Annotated in this window: 23 protein-coding genes; 18 read left to right on the top strand and 5 right to left on the bottom strand. The window is 42.6% G+C overall.

Annotated features, from left to right (window positions below; genetic code table 11):
• Positions 1-24: 24 nt before the first annotated feature.
• The 3 genes from G9X63_RS03755 (at position 25) to purQ (ending at position 2241) form a co-directional block, all read left to right on the top strand.
• Positions 25-993, top strand: a complete 969-nt coding sequence (locus G9X63_RS03755; RefSeq protein WP_252624409.1) for a hypothetical protein — start codon at positions 25-27, stop codon at positions 991-993.
• Positions 994-1003: 10 nt separating this feature from the next.
• Positions 1004-1486, top strand: a complete 483-nt coding sequence (locus tag G9X63_RS03750) for a hypothetical protein (RefSeq protein WP_252624407.1) — start codon at positions 1004-1006, stop codon at positions 1484-1486.
• 68 nt (positions 1487-1554) lie between these two features.
• Positions 1555-2241, top strand: a complete 687-nt coding sequence (gene purQ, locus G9X63_RS03745; protein ID WP_130895286.1) for a phosphoribosylformylglycinamidine synthase I — start codon at positions 1555-1557, stop codon at positions 2239-2241.
• A gap of 71 nt (positions 2242-2312) precedes the next feature.
• Here purQ and lolA1 read toward each other — a convergent pair whose 3' ends face one another.
• The 3 genes from lolA1 to G9X63_RS03730 form a co-directional block, all read right to left on the bottom strand.
• Entirely contained in the window at positions 2313-2915 is a 603-nt protein-coding gene (gene lolA1 / locus G9X63_RS03740) for an outer membrane lipoprotein periplasmic chaperone LolA1 (RefSeq protein WP_130923057.1), read from the bottom strand.
• Position 2916: 1 nt separating this feature from the next.
• The gene (locus G9X63_RS03735; protein ID WP_252624405.1) at positions 2917-5358 is read right to left on the bottom strand and encodes an FtsK/SpoIIIE family DNA translocase; all 2442 of its coding nucleotides are present in this window, start codon (positions 5356-5358) and stop codon (positions 2917-2919) included.
• Positions 5359-5420: 62 nt separating this feature from the next.
• Positions 5421-6449, bottom strand: coding sequence for a quinone-dependent dihydroorotate dehydrogenase (locus tag G9X63_RS03730; protein ID WP_252624403.1), 1029 nt, complete (start codon positions 6447-6449; stop codon positions 5421-5423).
• A gap of 116 nt (positions 6450-6565) precedes the next feature.
• On the opposite strand from G9X63_RS03730, the gene G9X63_RS03725 reads away from it, so the two are divergent.
• From G9X63_RS03725 to G9X63_RS03715, 3 genes are read left to right on the top strand one after another with little or no spacing between them, the layout of a single operon-like run.
• Complete coding sequence (locus tag G9X63_RS03725; protein WP_130895282.1) at positions 6566-7528, top strand: alpha-E domain-containing protein; 963 nt, start codon at positions 6566-6568, stop codon at positions 7526-7528.
• A 57-nt stretch (positions 7529-7585) separates the two neighbouring features.
• Positions 7586-8311 carry a proteasome-type protease gene (locus tag G9X63_RS03720; protein ID WP_130895281.1) on the top strand — a complete coding sequence of 242 codons (726 nt, stop codon included), beginning with the start codon at positions 7586-7588 and terminating at the stop codon, positions 8309-8311.
• A complete protein-coding gene (locus tag G9X63_RS03715) occupies positions 8308-9162 on the top strand; it encodes a transglutaminase family protein (RefSeq protein ID WP_252624401.1) in 855 nt (284 codons plus the stop codon). Before G9X63_RS03720 ends, G9X63_RS03715 begins: the two co-directional genes overlap by 4 nt.
• On the opposite strand, the gene G9X63_RS03710 is transcribed toward G9X63_RS03715, so the two are convergent.
• Positions 9159-9890, bottom strand: a complete 732-nt coding sequence (locus G9X63_RS03710; protein WP_130895279.1) for an MlaE family ABC transporter permease — start codon at positions 9888-9890, stop codon at positions 9159-9161. The two genes, G9X63_RS03715 and G9X63_RS03710, sit on opposite strands and share 4 nt — an antisense overlap.
• Before the next feature lie 38 nt (positions 9891-9928).
• Between G9X63_RS03710 and G9X63_RS03705 the strand changes: the two genes are divergently transcribed.
• Genes G9X63_RS03705 through G9X63_RS03690 form a run of 4 tightly spaced genes read left to right on the top strand, consistent with a single transcriptional unit; the run spans position 9929 to position 12686 of the window.
• Positions 9929-10630: an SDR family oxidoreductase gene (locus tag G9X63_RS03705; RefSeq protein ID WP_130895278.1), complete on the top strand. Its 702-nt coding sequence runs from the start codon at positions 9929-9931 to the stop codon at positions 10628-10630.
• Complete coding sequence (gene tsaE, locus G9X63_RS03700; protein WP_130895277.1) at positions 10627-11058, top strand: tRNA (adenosine(37)-N6)-threonylcarbamoyltransferase complex ATPase subunit type 1 TsaE; 432 nt, start codon at positions 10627-10629, stop codon at positions 11056-11058. Before G9X63_RS03705 ends, tsaE begins: the two co-directional genes overlap by 4 nt.
• Positions 11043-12263: an alanine dehydrogenase gene (locus G9X63_RS03695; RefSeq protein ID WP_252624399.1), complete on the top strand. Its 1221-nt coding sequence runs from the start codon at positions 11043-11045 to the stop codon at positions 12261-12263. The genes tsaE and G9X63_RS03695 overlap by 16 nt, the downstream gene beginning before the upstream one ends.
• Positions 12264-12266: 3 nt before the next feature.
• Positions 12267-12686: a hypothetical protein gene (locus tag G9X63_RS03690; protein WP_130923050.1), complete on the top strand. Its 420-nt coding sequence runs from the start codon at positions 12267-12269 to the stop codon at positions 12684-12686.
• A 58-nt stretch (positions 12687-12744) separates the two neighbouring features.
• On the opposite strand, the gene xerD is transcribed toward G9X63_RS03690, so the two are convergent.
• Positions 12745-13653 (bottom strand): site-specific tyrosine recombinase XerD, encoded by a 909-nt coding sequence (gene xerD / locus G9X63_RS03685; RefSeq protein WP_252624397.1) that lies wholly within the window; start codon positions 13651-13653, stop codon positions 12745-12747.
• A 73-nt stretch (positions 13654-13726) separates the two neighbouring features.
• Between xerD and aroQ the strand changes: the two genes are divergently transcribed.
• The 8 genes from aroQ to mog are packed head-to-tail and all read left to right on the top strand — an operon-like array spanning position 13727 to position 19353.
• Positions 13727-14152: a type II 3-dehydroquinate dehydratase gene (gene aroQ, locus G9X63_RS03680; protein ID WP_130895272.1), complete on the top strand. Its 426-nt coding sequence runs from the start codon at positions 13727-13729 to the stop codon at positions 14150-14152.
• 3 nt (positions 14153-14155) lie between these two features.
• Complete coding sequence (locus tag G9X63_RS03675) at positions 14156-15202, top strand: aminotransferase class V-fold PLP-dependent enzyme (protein WP_252624389.1); 1047 nt, start codon at positions 14156-14158, stop codon at positions 15200-15202.
• On the top strand, positions 15192-15761 hold the full coding sequence (locus G9X63_RS03670) for a MarC family protein (protein ID WP_130895270.1): 570 nt from the start codon (positions 15192-15194) through the stop codon (positions 15759-15761). Before G9X63_RS03675 ends, G9X63_RS03670 begins: the two co-directional genes overlap by 11 nt.
• Positions 15762-16385: a ribonuclease H1 domain-containing protein gene (locus G9X63_RS03665; protein ID WP_130895269.1), complete on the top strand. Its 624-nt coding sequence runs from the start codon at positions 15762-15764 to the stop codon at positions 16383-16385.
• Positions 16372-17094 carry a tRNA1(Val) (adenine(37)-N6)-methyltransferase gene (locus G9X63_RS03660; protein WP_252624388.1) on the top strand — a complete coding sequence of 241 codons (723 nt, stop codon included), beginning with the start codon at positions 16372-16374 and terminating at the stop codon, positions 17092-17094. The genes G9X63_RS03665 and G9X63_RS03660 overlap by 14 nt, the downstream gene beginning before the upstream one ends.
• Before the next feature lie 18 nt (positions 17095-17112).
• On the top strand, positions 17113-18066 hold the full coding sequence (locus tag G9X63_RS03655; protein ID WP_130923046.1) for a glycosyltransferase family 2 protein: 954 nt from the start codon (positions 17113-17115) through the stop codon (positions 18064-18066).
• Between the two features lie 2 nt (positions 18067-18068).
• Complete coding sequence (locus G9X63_RS03650) at positions 18069-18860, top strand: tRNA threonylcarbamoyladenosine dehydratase (protein WP_130895266.1); 792 nt, start codon at positions 18069-18071, stop codon at positions 18858-18860.
• The gene (mog, locus tag G9X63_RS03645) at positions 18838-19353 is read left to right on the top strand and encodes a molybdopterin adenylyltransferase (protein WP_252624387.1); all 516 of its coding nucleotides are present in this window, start codon (positions 18838-18840) and stop codon (positions 19351-19353) included. The genes G9X63_RS03650 and mog overlap by 23 nt, the downstream gene beginning before the upstream one ends.
• Positions 19354-19421: the final 68 nt, after the last annotated feature.

Raw genomic sequence — 19421 nt, 5'->3', positions numbered from 1 at the left:
TACTCACATTTAACCACTAATACAATGAAAAATCGCTACCCGACGTATGTCGTGGCAATCCTATTTGCCTGCACTTTATTTTCCACTTCTTGCTCGAAAGATCCTGCAGCTACTTTCGTTCCCGCAAACACGACGTACACCTTACTTAACTCGAATGGCTTTCTAGCTTTCGAAGATCAAGTCGCTTTTCAAGCTTATGTCGAAAAATTCCAAAAGAATCCCTCCGATCCCGGTATTTTACGCGATATTCAATTCTTAGAATCTCAAAGCACTGAATTGCGCAAATTAGATTCGGTCTCCCTGAGTCAAATGGCAGAAACAGGCGACCTAACTGGATTTGAACACATGCTAAAACTCGTAGGAGATGGCGATGATAAATCACTACAGCCCATTGTAGATGACCCCACTTTAAGCCGGTTGATTAACAAGGATGGGCTGATTCAAATAGGCGAACTGGTATACCAAATTAATCCATCGAAAGTCTTTCAAATCAGAATTGCCGACTTCGAACAGACTAAGGCTACTTTCCTTGCTTCACCAGAGAAAGTGGCTCAAGCAACCGTTTATCAAAGTCAGCCAGCATCTGCCATCAAAAATACAACTAGTAAAATGCTAAATAAAGTCGAAAGCAATTCCGTCACCTACGAAAACCCAGGACAAGGGACCTGTCGCTTTACCGCAGAAGTATATCTTTTAGACTTAGGCTTTTACCGCAAATTAGCTGTGCGGGTGAAACACGAATGGCGTCAACGTTTTTGGTTCACCTACTATTGGGGAAATAGTAGCGCGGCGATGTCAATGGAAGGAGATATCAATTTCCTAGAGTACTATACCCCATTCACAAAACATTATTCTGTTTCCACGAATGATGATTATAAAATCGAAACGGTCATCGACGAAACCTTCAATTACGTTCCTTTAAATTGGACAACGAATGTGGGAACAGCTGTCTGTCGTGGAAGAAATGGACTTACTTATTCCTTACATTTTTAAACTCATTCTTATGAAATACCCTATCACCTTATTTCTGCTTTTTGTCGTACTTCAACTGAGTGCACAAGAAACCAAGCCTTTGTATTCCATCTCTATTTTATCGCCTTCCATCGGCTTGGAGAAGAGCATACAAGAAAATAACTCGCTTAAATTATCTATAGAAAACTCCATCGGATATGGCAGCACAAATGGTTTACAGTCTAAATTATTCCTGCTGAGAGGCGAATACCGACACTATTATAACCTAGAAAAACGGAGAGACGAAGGGCGTCTCTCCACAAATTATTCTGGAAACTACATCGGATTATTTGCGGAGCCTTCTTTTGTTTTTAAGAAAGGGGAAGAGGCAACCCATATGTACGCTGGAGGTGTTTGGGGTATTCAACGAAACTACAACAGCCATTTCCATCTTGACCTATCGGTAAATGCAGGAATTGGGCAAAATGGATTTGAAACCAAAGCAGGATTGAGACTCGGCTTTTGGTTAAAATAAATGCCCCGAAGGGTCTGCATTTTTCATTCAAAAACCGTATTTTTGCACAAAATAATAGCAAAGAAGATATGAAATTTGGCGTAGTAGTATTCCCAGGATCCAATTGTGACGACGATACCGTCGGAGTCATTCAAAGTTTAGGCTATGAGGCTGTTAAACTTTGGCACAAAGAGACTGATCTACAAAACTGTGATTTCATCATCGTTCCAGGTGGTTTCTCTTACGGAGATTACTTGCGTTCTGGTGCTATTGCACGTTTCTCTCCTATTATGGAGCACGTTATTGAGCACGCTAAAAACGGTGGCTATTTAATGGGTATTTGCAATGGGTTCCAAGTTTTAGTAGAGGCGCATTTATTGCCGGGTGTTTTATTAAGAAACAGTTCCCAGAAATTCATTTCGAAGAATATCTACTTGAAAGCAGCTACGAACAATTCTTTGTTAACACAAGAATTAGACACGAATAAAGCCTACAAAATACCTATCGCTCACGCAGAAGGACGTTACTTTACAGATGAGAAGACGTTGGCTTCTTTGAAAGCAAATGACCAAATCTTGTTCTACTACTGTGACGAGAATGGCGAGGTGACAGAGGAATCTAATCCGAATGGAAGTCTTTTAAACATCGCAGGTATCTGTAACGAAGGTAGAAATGTATTTGGGATGATGCCTCACCCTGAAAGAGCGGCAGATCCAGATTTGAATAATACGGATGGATTAGAGATTATGAAGCAATTGATATTACAGACTGTTTAATCTTCCACAGCACAACATAAAAAAGGCCTTTCTTTTCGAGAGGCCTTTTTTTGTTCAGTCAAGTTAATAGATTAACGTAAATCGTTCACTTCTACACCCGGAAAGGCTTTCTTGTCAAAGCTGAAGAATTTATCATCAGCGTTTGCTTTTGGGTTCAATTTAGCGACTTTGAAGTGCTGCTTCTTTCCTGCTTTGTTAATAATTGTCCACTCACTCACAGTAAGATCTGCATTTGAGATTTTAAGGGCGATACTCTTCACTTGAGTACCTTTTGCTACAGGAGCTAACTCAACAGTGGAAACGCCAGCCGATACACCTTTTAAAGAGATCTTATAGGCCTTCTTATCAAAGGAATAAATCTTAGCTGGATTCAAATCTCCTTCCGAAGGATCAAAGCTCGAGATGTTCACCTCATTGATTTCTTTGATGTAGGTGGCTACTTCTTTCCCATTATTAAAGATCTCTTGGCCAGCCGTTTTTAAGCGAAACTTCGTTCCCTTTACCGTGATAGATCCAGACATGGTCGCTGCACCTTCGGTTTGGTAAGTGAAGTTCGCGGAGAATGAACCCATCGCTTTGTACTTTTTCTGCATTCCATCAATCAAGCTTACTGCCTTATTCGACTGCGCGAATACGCTAAAACTCAAGCATAGTACTAATAGTCCTTTTTTCATCTTATAAGTTTTTCAAAATCTCTTCTAATTCCGTTTCTGATTTCACAAGCACTTCTCTGGCTTTGGAACCACCAAATGAGCCTACAATTCCAGCTGCCTCTAATTGATCAATTAAACGGCCTGCGCGGTTATACCCTAATTTCAACTTGCGTTGGATGAGCGAGGTACTTCCTTGCTGGTGCATCACAACTAAACGAGCTGCTTCATCGAAGAACGAATCTCGATCACTTGGATCGAAATCCCCGCGATCTTGTCCGCCCATTTCTTCTGAATCAGGTTCAGGCAACAAATAGGCTGAAGTATAACCTTGTTGGTTTCCGATGAAATCACAGATGTCTTCTACTTCTGGAGTATCTACGAAGGCACATTGCAAACGAATCACTTCTGATCCCATCGATAATAACATATCTCCCATACCCACTAACTGATCTGCGCCACCGGCGTCTAGAATGGTGCGGGAGTCAATTTTGGACATTACCTTAAACGAAAGACGCGCTGGAAAGTTCGCCTTAATCGTACCGGTGATGACGTTAACCGAAGGCCTTTGCGTCGCAACAACCAAGTGAATACCAATAGCCCGCGCTAATTGAGCAAGACGAGCAATCGGGTGCTCTACTTCTTTACCAGCCGTTAACATCAAATCCGCTAACTCATCAATCACTAAAACGATATACGGCATAAAGTCGTGCTCATTTGGATTCAAGCGACGATTAATAAACTTCTGATTGTATTCCTTAATGTTACGGCAACCAGCGTCTTTTAACTTATCATAACGCAAGTCCATCTCCTTACAAAGTGAGTTCAACGTGCTTACCACCTTTTTCGTGTCGGTGATAATCGCCTCTGCAGAATCAGGAAGACAAGCTAAGAAGTGGCGCTCTAATTTGTTGAAAAGCGACAATTCAACTTTCTTCGGATCGACCAAAACAAACTTCAAAGTCGCCGGGTGCTTCTTGTAAATCAAAGAGGTCAAGAGCATGTTTAAACCTACGGACTTCCCTTGACCTGTTGCTCCGGCCATTAAGAGGTGAGGCATTTTGGCCAAATCCGCAACAAAAATCTCATTCGAAATCGTCTTACCTAACGTGATAGGAAGATCGTAAGTGGATTTTTGGAACTTCTCAGAACCGATTACGGCACGAACTGGAACCATCTCGCGGTTCTTATTAGCTACCTCGATACCGATAGTGTCCTTACCTGGCATTTGACCAATGATACGAACACCCATCGCCGCTAAGGAAAGTGACAAATCATCTTCTAACGAAGTAATTTTACTGACACGAACTCCAGCCTTAGGAACAATCTCATACAAGGTAACGGTGGGTCCGATCGTCGCTTCAATCTTCTGAATCCCGATTCCGTAATTCAATAAAGTCTCGACAATCTTCTCCTTATTCGCCTTCAACTCATCCATCGTCACTTGCGATGTCTGGTTCTTTTGATCGTATTCTTTCAGTAAATCAATGGTAGGGAATTGGTATTTAGGCAAATCAGCCGTTGGATCATATAGGCCAAATTGCTCCACCAAATCATTCGCTTTAATTTCTCTAGATACCGGAGTAGGCTCTTCCTCGATTACCTCATCGGCCACATCTGCTACTTTATAGGTAAAGTCTAAATCATCCTCTTTCTTTTCTTCTGCCACCACTGGCTCTGTAACAATCTCCACAGGTGCCACAACTACCGGAACAATTTCCTCCACCACCGGCGGAACAATCGGTCTAAATGTTTCTAAATCATCATTATCAACATGAACCGCTGGGCCATCTTCGTCAATAAATAGACTTTCCTCTTCTTCTTCCTCTTCTTCTTCAGCAGCCAAAGGAGCCGCAACAACTGCCTTTTTCGGATTCAGTTGATAGAATAATACCAAAAAGACAAATCCACCAAAACCAATCACAAAGATGGACAAGTAACCTAATAACTGATAAAGCTTCTCATTCACAAAATACCCCACTCCACCTCCGATAGAATGCGGCAAATCAAGGGAGAAAACAAAAAATCCAGCTAATAAACTAAACCAAAGAATATAAAACAATACCTGCCAAGATAGTCGCTCCAAGGAGTAAATCTCCTTCTTGAAACCTACTTTTAAGGCAGACAAATAGAATAAAGGGATTAACAATAAAGTAGACCACCCAAAAGTCTTGAATAAAAAGAAATGCGCGATTTTAGCGCCTAAAAGACCTGCGAAGTTTTTAATCGGAATATCAGAACCCTTGATGGTATCCACCACGCCGCGCTCTACCTCACTTTGGTCAGAAACACCTACGAAAAAACTCGAACCAAAAGAGACCAACAAAAGAGTACCAATCAGAAACAAAAAAGCAGCAATAATTAACTGAATGCGGTATAGCACAGCGCCGTCCATTTTTCTTTTAGGCTTATCTTGCTCAAAGTTAAGTTGTAAGGTACTTGCAGTGTTACTAATCTTTTTTGCCATGGAGGGGTACAAGGAGTTAATCTTATAAATTTCGCTTTTTTGATTCGATTTACAAAATCAAATTACAGTCCTGCCGCGAGTATTTCTTGGTTAATTTCTTTAATCAAACCTGGACCCTCATAGATGAAGCCGGAATAGATCTGAACTAACGAGGCTCCTGCTTTCAATTTCTCAATAGCATCTGCTCCAGAATGAATACCCCCTACCCCAATGATGGGAAATTGGCCCTTGGATTTTTCATGTAAATAAGCCACCACTTCGGTGGATCTTTTGGTCAAAGGCTTTCCACTTAAACCACCCATCTCCGCCTTATGAGCCGATTGTAAGCCTTCGCGAGATAAAGTAGTGTTCGTAGCAATGACACCTGCTAACTTTGTTTCTAACACAATTTCAATCACATCGTCTAATTGATCATTACTTAAATCTGGAGCGATTTTTAATAAAATCGGTTTCTGCACCGGCTTCAAGGCATTCAACTCTTGCAGGGTCTGCAATAATTGCTTCAGTGGCTCCTTTTCCTGCAAAGCACGTAAATTAGGCGTATTAGGAGAGCTTACATTGACCACGAAATAATCTACGACATCATATAAGGCTTCAAATCCCTGGCGGTAATCGTCATCCGCTAGTTCATTCGGAGTTAGTTTGTTTTTGCCCAAATTTCCACCCACAATTACCTTCGAACGACGCTTTTCCAAGCGAGTTTTCATCGCGGCTAAGCCTTCATTATTAAAACCCATTCGGTTAATAATCGCTTCATCTTCGAGTAAACGAAATAAACGAGGCTTCGGATTGCCATCCTGCGGCTTGGGCGTAACCGTACCCACCTCAATAAATCCAAATCCCAATTCAGCGAATTCATCAATGAGCATCGCGTTTTTATCAAATCCGGCAGCTAAACCCACGGGATTCGGAAAATGTAGGCCAAAAACCGTGCGTTCTAATCGTTTATCCTCCACCTGAAACAAGGCTTTAAAGAGAGACGACATACCCGGAATTCGCAATGTTAGCCGAATTAAATCTGCGGCCAAGTAATGAGCACGCTCTGGATTAAACAAAAAGAAAAGGGGTTTTATGAAAATTTGATAAAACATGTGGATTTTTTGGACGAATTAAGAGACAAAAATACAAAAAAGGACGGGCTCATGCCGCACTCTGAAAAAAAATCCTAATTTTAAGATATCAAGCATTTTAGAAAAATTTATAGCCTATGTTAAGTCGTGTAGCCAATTCCATCTATTGGATGAACCGGTACATCGAGAGAGCTGACAATTATGCCCGCTTCATCTCGGTGAATTTCAACCTTGCCCTAGATTTACCCCCGAATGTCCCGGAACAATGGGAGCCATTAATCGTGGCCACGGCAGATCATTACAATTTCTTCGAGCATTATCCAGAGGCAAATCGTGAGAACGTTTTGTATTTTATGACATTCGATGTTAACAATCCGAACTCGATTCTCTCTTGTTTATATTCCGCGCGTGAAAATGCCCGCACGATTCGCGAGAGTATTTCAAAAGAGATGTGGGAGTATGTGAACCAAATCTATTGGAAAGTAAAGGACCGTGTAGAAGGAAGTAAAAGCTGGGAGTTAGCCCGATACCAAGGTTTTTTAGAGGAAATCAAATCCGGAAGTCAGTTATTTTACGGCATTGTCGATTCGACGATTACCCGTGGGGAAGGCTGGCATTTTGGTCAATTAGGAAAACTTTTAGAACGAGCAGATAAAACGACGCGTTTTTTAGACGTAAAGTATTTTACGCTTTTACCTAATGTAGATGCAGTGGGATCTCCCTTAGATCTTTTGTTATGGTCGTCTGTTTTAAAATCCGTTTCGGCCTACAATATGTTTCGCCAGCAATACAAGGTGGTGAATCCCACGAATATTGTGGAGTTTTTGATCTTAGACAAAGGATTTCCGCGTTCAGTCGTTCATTGTCTAACGGAGGCAGAACAATCGCTATATGCCATTTCAGGCACCTCGTTTGACCACGGGTATTCGAATTTAGCCGAGAAAAAACTCTCTAAGATTCTTTCTGAAGTACAATTCACAGAAATCGAGGACATATTGAATACGGGACTGCACCAGTTTTTGGATGCTTTTCAAAGCTCAAACAATGATATCGGGCAGACCATACACGATACTTATTTTGACTTAAAGCCGGTCAATTAAGCCGGCTATTTGATAAAATTAGTGTAATATTGCGCTCCCATTTGCCACCCTCATCATATGACATATTGTTTAGGAATTACTGTTAAAGAAGGATTGATTGCGATTGCCGATACGCGTATTACCGCAGGTAATGAAGTGTATTCAAATAAGAAAATCTCCATTCATGAGATCAAAAATCATTCACTCTTCATCATGACCGCAGGATTGCGTTCAGTGCGCGACAAGGCGGTAACCTACTTTAATCAAGCCATAGAGGATGAGGAAGAAAGTTATGATTATATGTTTCAGGCGGCTACGTCCTTTGGCCAGAAACTAAAACAAGTGGCTGCAGAAGATCGCGAAACTTTAGAAAAAGAAGGTTATGCTTTCAATCTACATGCCATAGTGGGCGGGCAAATGCCTAAGGACAGCGAACACAAGCTATTTTTAATCTTCCCGGAAGGCAATTGGATTGAGATAAATGATGGATTAAAATACCAGATTATTGGTAATTCTAATTACGGCAAACCTTTATTGAATCGCAATTTAACCCATGAAACCTCGCTCAAAGAGGCTTTGAAGATGGGTTTCTTATCTTTTGACGCCACCCAAGTCAGTGCGAACGATGTCGATTATCCAATCGATGTGGTCGTTTACGAAAAAGGAAGTTTCAAGGCGAAAGAAGTCCGTTTATACAAGAAAGACATGCAAGCAATTTCTGATGATTGGAATGAAGCCTTGCGAAAATCGCTCGCAGGAATTGATGAGGGATGGATGAAAGAGTTAATTTCACCTTCGAAATGATCGCTCGCATCCAGCATAAACTACGGTATGATTACAGTGAGTCGGTCACTTTGGATCCTCATGTCCTCTATTTACACCCACGAAAAAGCGCGCTTTTAACGGTTCAAGATTTCCTATTAGACATCCAACCCAACCCTGTACAGGTATCTAAAAACCTGGATCCAGAGGGAAATATTCAAAATATCTTGTTCTTCAAAGAGTCAACGAATTTCTTAGAAATCGAAATGAAGGCCACGGTGGAAACGACAGAATTTAATCCTTTTGATTTTGTTTACTTTCCTTTTGAAAGCAAATCCCTACCCATCTCCTATTCCCGTTCTTACCAAAAAACCCTCAGCCCTTATTTAGGCTTAGAAGGCGTTACCCCTCATGTGGAACAAATGGCTAGGCAGATCGCATCCGGGGTTCGTTACAGCACATCCGCCTATCTTTCTGCATTGAATGAGTTCATCTTTACCAATTTTGCTTACGAAATTCGCGAAGAAGGAAATCCCAATACCCCGGAATTTACGCTGATTAATCGCAAGGGATCTTGCAGAGATTATGCGGTCTTATTTTCTGCCCTGTGTCGAGCCATGGGCTTGGCTACGCGATTTGTTTCCGGCTATTACATCGGTGTTGCGCCTGTTGATGTCCCTAACCAAACGCATCATTTACATGCTTGGGTGGAGGTTTATTTGCCTGGTGGTGGCTGGAGAGGCTACGATCCTACGCAGCACGAGGTCGTTTCTGGGAATCACATTCCACTAGCCGCCTCTTGTTTACCGGAGGAGATTACGCCTGTTTACGGATCGTATCGAGGTGCCGCAAGCTCCTTATTAACTACCAACGTATTTATTGAAAGAATTTAGCCGACTAATAATTGGGCCAAAAGATAATCCGCAATCAAAATCGCAATACACGAATTGGTTACTGCGGCAGTACTCGCCGTTCCTACTTCGTAGGCACCACCTTTTGTATAGAATCCTTTGAAGGCAGAAATCGTGACAATCAAAAAGGAAAATACCACTGATTTCGTCAATGCAAAAATCATATAGTTGCCTTTGAATTGGAATTGCAATCCGTGAATGTATTCTTGCGGAGAGATGGCTCCCGTTAACCATCCCGCTAAATAGCCTCCGTAGATCGCTAAAAAGCATGCAAGCGTCACAAGCATAGGGAAAGTAATCATCGCAGCGATGATTTTAGGTAAGACTAAATAGGAGCGAGAATTAATTCCCATCACTTCAAGCGCATCAATTTGTTCCGTGATGCGCATTGTTCCTAATTGACCTGCGATATTGGAACCAATTTTACCTGCTAAAACGACACAGGTAATGGTAGGCCCCATTTCTAAAATGGTTGAATCTCGAACAATTAAGCTGATAATGTATTGCGGAACAAAAGGGTTATCCATATTCGCTGCGGTTTGAACGCAAGTCACAGCCCCTAAGAAGGTGGACACAATCGCCACAATCAAGACCGAATTAATACCGATATCCACACATTCTTGAAATGTCAAGGCGAGATAAACCCGAAATTTTTCTGGATTTGTAAAAAGCTTACCCAGGAAGATTAAATATTTGCCTAATTTTGACATCTGATTGGTATATTACACATCGATATTTATCAAAGATAATGAACAAAACGGTTATAATTAGTGGGGGTAGCCAGGGAATTGGCAAAGCGTTGGTAAAAAAATTCCTTTCAGAAGGATTTACCGTATTTACGTGTTCGCGAACAAGCGAGAAATTGAAAGCCCTTTCGGCTGAATTCAATTCAACTTCACTGCATACGTTTGTCGCAGACTTAAGTGACAAAAAACAGTGCCAGGACTTTGCAGGATGGGTTTTAGGCCAAACCAAAACCATTGATGTCCTGATCAACAACGCTGGATTTTTTATGCCGGGTCAAATCCAAAACGAAGAGGATGGCGTCTTAGAACGTCAAATCGAAGCTAATTTATATAGCGCCTATCATTTAACGCGCGCCGTATTACCTACCTTGCAAGCCCAAAAATCAGGCCACATTTTCACCATCTGCTCTACGGCATCTATCACGGCTTACACAGCCGGTGGATCGTATTGCATCAGTAAGTTTGCCTTATTAGGTTTTACTAAAGTCTTACGCGAAGAAACGAAACTGCAAGGCATCAAAGTGACAGCCATCTTACCTGGGGCTACTTTAACACCCGCTTGGGATGGCGTAGAATTGCCTGAGTCGCGCTTTATACCCGCAGACGATGTCGCATCGACGATTTATTCGGCTTATACGATGAATCCGTCCACGGTTTTAGAAGAAATACTCATCAGACCACAATTAGGGGACATCGAGCTATGAGACCCTGGGATAAATACAGCATCACGGAACTGCCTGAAATAGCCGCTAGCCTCATTCGTGAGACGAAAGACTACCCCAATGTGTGGTTATTTCGCGGTGAAATGGGTGCTGGTAAAACAACCTTAATTAAGGAGATTTGCCACCAATTAGGAGTGGCGCAATCTGTTCAAAGCCCCACCTTTTCACTCGTAAATGAATATGTGGATGGCAAAGGTAATCCCGTTTATCATTTTGATTTATACCGATTGAAGAACGCACAAGAGGCTTTTGACATCGGATTAGAAGAATATTTAGACTCTGGGCACTTGTGTTTAGTGGAATGGCCAGAGCAGGCGGAGGAGTTTTGGACCTTTGAACATCTAGAACTAAACGTCTCCCACGTCGATGACGCGCACCGTAAATTAGAAGTCGTATGGCGAAGATACTAGAGCACAATCCCTTTCAGGATTTACTTTCAAAACAGGGCATCGCCCCTTTAGAGGCGATGGCTTGGACAAAGCAGAATGCCCAAAGCATCCGAATCAGTCTACCTAAGGAATCCGATCCCAACGAAAACCGCATTTCTTTAAGCCCACAAGCCGTTGCCTTATTAACCAATAATGGCCACGAAATTGTGATCGAAAAAGGGGCTGGTGAACGTGCAGGCTTCAGCGATTCTGACTATTTATTAGCCGGCGCGAGTGTGAGTGAGGATGTGGCGATGATTTGGCAAAGTGCGTTGACTTTAAAAATTACCCCTCCTACCATCGCAGAAATCGCGCGCATGAAAGAAGGTCAAGCCTTTATTTCGAGTGCCTCGTACCAGCATTTGTCATCCGAATTAATCGATGCGATGAATGCCAAAAAGCTGATGGCCATCGGCCTAGAATTCGTCGAAGACAATGGCGGCGGCTTTCCTTTCATTAAAATAATGGCAGAAATAGCCGGACAATTGATCTTGCCGATAGCCACCGATTTAATTCAAAAGAAAAATGGATTGCTGTTAGGGCATGTCACAGGTGTTCCTCCATGTAATCTAGTGCTGTTAGGTGCGGGTCAGGTGGTGGAGCAAGTGGCGCGAGCGGCAGCGAGCGCAGGAATTCAGTTCCAAGTTTTCGATAAAGACATTTATAAGTTACAACGCCTAAAAGCGGCGCTGGGATTCCCCATCGTCACGCAGGTGATTGATTCGGAAAATCTAGCTAAAGCTTTACAAGAAGCCCAAATCATCGTAGGTGCCTTGCGTTCAGACAGCGGAATTACTCCTTGCATCGTGACGGAAGAAATGGTGAGCAAGCTGAAACCTGGAACGTTGATTCTGGATGTTTGTATTGACCAAGGCGGCTGTTTTGAGACTTCAGAGCCTTGTACGATTCAAAAACCCACCTTCGAAAAATACGGCATCACTCATTTCTGTGTTCCTAACATCCCATCCCTTGTGGCTCACACCGCTAGTTTAGCGATGAGCAACCTCATGACGTCTTTCATCTTGAAGGCGGGGAAGACCGGGGGGGTGGAAGAAATGCTTTGGCAAGGAAAATCCTTCATGAAAGGCGTATTCTGCTACCGCGGCTTCGTAACACAACCAAGCACCGGAAAATTGTTCCACAAACCTGTCAAAGACATTCAATTATTATTACTAAGTAAGAGTTAAATCATGATCGAAGATTACACAGCCCTTTCAAACGCGCCTAATTCCCCGGACTTAAACGGAAAATACTTAGGTCTCATTTCCTCTGATTTCATCAAAGTAGCCGATGCCCTGAAAGAGGCGTCTTACCAAATCAAAAAACGAGGATTCTCCGATTTCCCCATCTTCGTGACCTCCCAACGTCCCATCGAAATCGGCCAAAAACTGATCGGCGTAGGTGAATTGCACGAAAATAAGTGGAATTACCATGCTTCGATGATGGAAGAATTTGTGCAGCGTAAACTCATCGCAGAAGAGAACATGGAGCTCTTCGTCCAAAACTTCAAAGATATCGAAGAATTCGCTTGTCTTTTTGTGGTGGATGGACAGTTTACGAATTTTGTGTTTATTCCTTTTCCAGAGGAGGGGTCGGAAATTAGAGAGTAAAGATTATAGATAATAGAGTAGAGAGTATAGATACGGTTATTTATCTCTACTCTACACTCTATAATCTCTTATCTATTTTGGAAAACGGATGAAAATCCTGCACCATCTGCGTTAAATACGCCCGATCCAAGTGGGTATAAATCTCCGTCGTTAAGATCGATTCATGGCCTAACATCTCCTGAACGGCGCGCAAGTCAGCTCCGCCTTCAATTAAATGCGTTGCGAATGAATGGCGAAAGGTATGGGGGCTGATTACTTTCGTGATGCCTGCTTTCGCGGCGAGGTCTTTGCAAATCAAGAAAACCATCACCCGGCTTAATCCTGAACCTCGGCGGTTTAGAAAAACGAAATGGGTGGCGTCTTTTTTGACGGGCACAGATGGCCTAACTGATTCCAAATACAAATTCAAATACTTGAATGCATCGCGGCCAGCGGGAACCAAACGCTCTTTGTCGCCCTTTCCACGGACTTTGATGAAGCCTTGATCTTCGTAGATATCTTCTCTTTTTAGGCCAATTAATTCAGAAACGCGTAAACCGGCCCCATATAAAAATTCCAGCATTGCTCGATTTCGTACCCCTTCCGGACTAGAGAGATCTGCCTGTTCAAGTATAGCCGTAATCTCGTCGAAAGAGAGGGTGTCGGGTAATTTGCGCCCCATCTGGGGATTTTTTACGTGAACGGTGGGGTCTGCTTTTAGCGTGCCGTCGAACACGAGAAATTGAAAGAAAGCACGGATGCCCGATAGAGTACGCGATTGGGTGCTTGCTTCGATACCTAAGGAATGTAGGTCTTTTAAGAAGGCCAAAATATGAGATTCCTCTACCTCGCTAATCGCAATAGGAGCAATAGATAGATAGGTGGACAGCTTTTGGATATCCCGTAAATAGGCTTCGTGGGAGTGCTTAGATAAGCCACGCTCTATTTTCAAGTAATCACCAAAAGACTGGATTTCTGTCTCCCACATATACATTTTGTGCTATGAATCCCGTAAATTTAAAGTAATTACGTATTTTTACACCGCATGTCCCTTTTTAAATATGGTAAGAAAGAAAATATTAATCCTGAATGGTCCTAATTTGAATTTATTAGGCACACGAGAACCAGAAATCTATGGGGCACAGACGTTCGAGCAGTTTTTGGAAATCTTACAAGATAAATTCGGCCAGCAACTAGATATCTCTTACTTCCAATCCAACGAAGAGGGAGCTTTAATTAATAAATTGCACGAAGTGGGATTTACCTATGATGGCATTTTATTCAATGCGGGAGGGTATACACACACTTCGGTGGCCTTAGGCGACGCAGTAGCAGCCATCAAAACACCCGTGATTGAAATTCACATTTCAAATGTTCACGCACGAGAAGAGTTCCGCCACCACAGTTATTTAAGTCCTAAAGCAAAGGGAATCATCGTCGGTTTAGGCTTGCGCGGTTATGAATTAGGCCTTTATTCTTTCCTTTAAACCATGTTATCCTTCTACCCTGGCCCCTCTAAGGTTCATCCAGAGGCCCTTGGATACATTCAAGAGGCTTTTGAGCAGGGTATTGTCAGCATCAACCATCGAAGTGAGCGATTCGAAAAACTGCTCGAGGCTACATTTGAGGTGCTTCATCAGAAATGGAATATCCCATCGAATTATACCATCTATTTCGTTTCTTCCGCTACTGAGGCTTGGGAGATTGTCATTCAATCCCTTGTTAGAGAAAAATCAACTCACGTATATAATGGAGCCTTTGGAAAAAAATGGGCGCATTATGCGGCATCCACCGCAGAATCTATTGAGTTCTCTTTAGACCAAAGCTTAGCAGAAATCGGCCTTCAACTAGGTCCTATCAAGGGAGATACGCTATGTCTAGTTCAAAGTGAAACTTCGAATGGGACCGGCCAGCAAATACGAAGAGCTGATTTTCAATTAACCGAAGACGCCCTAATCGCCGTGGATGCCACCTCCTCAATGGGCGGAATTGAATTGCCGTGGGATGAAGCCGATGTTTGGTTAGCATCCGTACAGAAATGCATCGGAATTCAAGCGGGAATGGGCCTACTCATTTGTTCTCCCAAGGCATTAGCTAGGGCAAAAGAACTAAATCGATCGACGCATTATAACGATGTTTTGTTTTTGGAAGAAAACAGAAAAATGTTTCAGACGCAAATGACACCGAATGTGTTGAGTATTTACCTAGTTTACCGATTAACGCAGCAGCTGCCTTCGTTATCAGAAGTACATCTTGCCACTTTAGCTAAAATGAAATTGTGGACGAATTTCTGGGACAATCAACCTGATTTTAGCTATTTAATAGAGAACCCAGCGTTGCGTTTGCCTACGGTTTTGGCCTTAACAGGGGACCCAGGTAAGATTAAGCAGTTGCATCAACTCTGCTTAAAAAAAGGGATAGAACTAGGAAAAGGCTATGGCGCTTGGAAGGAAACCAGTTTCCGTATTGCAAACTTCCCCAGCCATACGTTTGAAGATATTGAAACACTCATCCAAACCATACAATATGAACTTTAACTCAAAAGAGATTTTATCCTCCTCGCTGATCCTTTTTTCCGTGATTGATATCTTAGGGTCCATTCCCATTATCATCGAATTGCGTAAAAAAAATGGAGATATACATCCTGGACAGGCGACTTTAGCCTCGGGAATCATCATGATCGGGTTCTTTTTTGCCGGAAAATTCATCCTCCATTTATTAGGGGTCGATACTAATTCCTTCGCCATGGCGGGGGCCTTGATCATCTTCCTCATCGGTATGGAGATGACGCTTGGTCGAAACATTTTCAAAAGTGAAGAAATCGAGACTAATACGCATTCCATTGTACCATTAGCCTTCCCTATCATCGCTGGAGCGGGAACGATGACGACTTTAATTTCCTTGAAGTCACAGTTCGAAGAGGAAAACATCATTATCAGTATCTTCATTAACCTCGTATTCATTTACATTGTCTTGCGTTCTAGTGTCTGGATTGAGAAGAAACTAGGAAATGCAGGGACGCAGATTTTGCGCAAGATTTTCGGGGTAATTTTGATTGCGATCGCGATTAAAATCTTTAAATCACGTTTGATGTAGATGGCCAAAAAACAAAAATATTACGTGATTTGGGCGGGTCATCAGAAAGGAATCTTTGATTCTTGGGCGGAGACCGAAAAGAACATCAAAGGCTATGCGGGTGCGCAATACAAGTCTTTTGAATCGAAAGCCGAAGCTGAAAGCGCGGCTAAAAAGAATTATTGGGCCAGCGTATCTCCTGCTTCTAAGACGAAAACGCCTCGCTTAAACGCGGCTAAAATTGTTGTTCCAAGTATTTCGGTGGATGCTGCCTGCGCAGGCAATCCAGGTAAATTGGAATACCAAGGCGTAAATACAGAAACGAAAGAAGTGTTATTTGCGCGCGGTCCCTTTCCAGAAGGCACCGTTAACTTAGGTGAGTTTTTGGCCATTGTTCACGGTCTGGCCTATTTAAAGAAATTAGATTGTCCCTATCCTTTGTATTCAGATTCGAGAACGGCTATTGCTTGGGTAAGAAACAGAGCGATCAAAACGAATCTTGAGCGCAATGCACGAACGGAAGAACTATTCCAGATGGTCGATAATGCCATCGCGTGGTTAAAAAGTAACCATTACACGACTAAAGTTCTGAAATGGGAAACGGAGGACTGGGGTGAAAATCCGGCGGATTATGGCCGAAAATAGATCTACTTTTGAGTTCAAACAATTTTCGCTACATCACGGTAATCCGGGATTGAAGATTAGTACGGAGGCCTGTCTTTTTGGCGCTTGGGCTTCTATGAAGGCACGGGGTAATTGTCTAGATATTGGAACGGGATGTGGTTTGTTAGCTTCCATGCTCGCACAGGCCAATCCCACTTGTTCGACGAAAGCACTTGAAATTCACCCCGAAGTGGCCAAAATTGCTTCCGAAAATTTCAATAGCAGTCCTTTTAAAGAACGCCTGCAAGCCATCGAAGCGAACGTTTTAACATTTAAGTCAGAAGAAAAATTCGATTTCATCTGCTCTAATCCACCTTTTTTTACAAATCACCTCGCGGCTTCGGATGAAGCAAAACACATGGCGATTCATGCGGATCATTTAAGTCCGGTAGATTTAGCAGCCTCCATTGATCGACTACTAACAAAAGAGGGAGAATTTGCGGTGCTGTATCCGGAAGATGTTTTGGCCCAATTCGAACAATCTCTACAGGTAAATGGGCTATTCTTACATGAAAAGGTAACCATCCATTCCACCCCCTCTAGCCCCGTATTACGCGTAATGGCGAACGGATCTAGGAAAAATAATCCAATCAAACAGGACCGAATAAATATCAAAACAGAACTAGGGGAATACAGCCCGGAGTTCATCGAATTATTAAGACCCTATTATATCATCTTTCCTTCGCAATAATTTTGTATTTTTGCTCGTATGTTACAGCTATCCATCGTAGTCCCTCTTTATAACGAAGCCGAATCGCTTCCAGAACTATGTTCTTGGATCGATCGAGTGATGAAAGAAAATGCATTTTCTTACGAAATGATCTTCGTAAACGATGGCAGTAACGACAATTCCTGGGAGGTTTTAAAGCAATTATCCACGCAGTACAGCACGATTATAGCCATCTCTTTCGCGCGTAATTATGGCAAATCGGCAGCTCTTCACGAAGGATTCAGCAAGGCTTCTGGCCAAGTGGTGATCACGATGGACGCCGATTTACAGGATTCCCCAGATGAAATCCCAGAATTATATCGCTTAATTACCGAAGAAAATTACGACCTGATTTCAGGCTGGAAACAGAAGCGCTTTGATCCTATTTCGAAGACGATTCCAACCAAATTATACAATGCAGCAACCCGCAAATTGTCAGGCGTTCATTTACATGATTTCAATTGCGGCTTGAAAGCCTATAAAATTGAAGTAGTGAAAACGTTACGTTTGTACGGTGAAATGCACCGCTACATTCCGGTTCAAGCGAAATGGAACGGATTTACGAAGATTGGCGAGAAAGTAGTTCAACACCAGGCGCGCAAGTATGGAGTGACTAAATTTGGTTTAGAGCGCTTCCTATATGGTTTCTTGGATCTGTTATCGATTTCATTTGTGCAGATTTTTGGCAAACGTCCGATGCACTTATTTGGAAGCCTAGGAATCTTGTCCTTTTTAACGGGTTCTGGTTTGACCATCTATTTAATGGGTGTTAAAATTTATAACATTGCTTATAATTTAAAGTACCGCAATGTCACAGACAATCCGCTGTTCTTTTTAGCGCTAGTGGCCATCATACTGGGTGTACAGCTCTTTTTAGCCGGTTTTATCGGAGAGTTATTGATTACGAACTCAGATAAGACGACGAATTATCAAATCAAGGAAGAAATATCCTAATTATGCCAAACAATGATCTAAGCTGGCTAAGCCGCTCTGAACTCTTGATCGGACCGGATGGGATCGATAAATTACAAAAATCACACGTTTTAGTTGTCGGATTAGGGGGCGTAGGCTCCTTTGCCGCTGAATTCATCGCGCGTTCTGGTGTAGGCCGAATGACCATCGTGGATGGAGACGTAGTCGATCCTACGAACCGTAACCGACAATTACCCGCTTTAGCGACAAACCATGGGGTTTCTAAAGCCCAAATCATGGCCGAACGCCTACTAGCCATCAACCCAGCTCTTGAATTAACGGCAATCGAACAATTCTTAAGTCCTGAAGAGGCGAAGAACTTGTTAGAAACGACGAAATTCGATTACGTCATGGACTGTATCGATTCCGTAACCCCTAAAGTCACCTTGCTAAAAACAGCTTATGACTTGGGATTTAAAATCGCAAGCTCCATGGGAGCAGGCGGAAAAATGGATCCCACCCAAATTAGAACAGCTGATCTCCTGAATACCCGCGAATGCTATTTAGCCTCTTTAGTGCGCAAGCGTATTCGCAAGATGGGAGTAGGCAAAGGGATTAAAGCGGTGTTCTCTTTGGAAAAAGTCAAAGACGAATCACTTATTCTGACTGACGGAAGTAATTTTAAGAAGTCCGCTTATGGAACGATTTCTTATTTACCAGCCGCCTTCGGAGGCGTAGTCGCATCCATCGTCATTCGCGATCTATTAGACGAACCCATACCGATGGAGAAGAAACTTAAATTACCCAAAAAAAATGATCAAAATAGGCGTCATTAATGTGTCTGACCGGGCTAGCGCGGGTATCTACGAAGATATTCCTGGCAAGGCCGTAGTCGAATTATTAAAAGAATACCTCGAATCCGATTTCGAGGTGGTGTACGCCGTCGTTCCCGACGAACAAGACCAGCTCGAGGCGAAGATGATCGCAATGTCAGAAGAGGTTTGCCTGCTTGTCACCACTGGAGGAACAGGTCCAGCCCTGCGCGATGTCACCCCAGAAGCGACAGAGTCAGTTTGCCAAAAGATGATGCCAGGTTTCGGCGAACTAATGCGCTCAGTCAGCTTGCAATACGTTCCTACCGCTATCCTAAGTCGCCAAACAGCGGGCATTCGCAATCAAACGTTAATTCTAAATTTACCAGGAAAACCGAAAGCCATCAGACAATGCTTGGAGGCTGTTTTCCCAGCCATCCCTTATTGCATCGATCTAATTGGTGGACCATTTTTAGAGTGTAGGGAGGAGAATATGAAGGCTTTTAGGCCAAAGTAGAGTATAGATTATAGAGTAGAGATAAGAGATAAGAGATAAAAATCTATACTCTCTACTCTATAATCTCT

Origin of the sequence: Aquirufa antheringensis (assembly GCF_023921165.1) — a bacterium.
Classification (GTDB): Bacteria; Bacteroidota; Bacteroidia; order Cytophagales; family Spirosomataceae; genus Aquirufa; species Aquirufa antheringensis.
The sequence above is the reverse complement of the archived record's forward strand: the minus strand, read 5'-3'. Positions and strand labels throughout refer to the sequence as shown.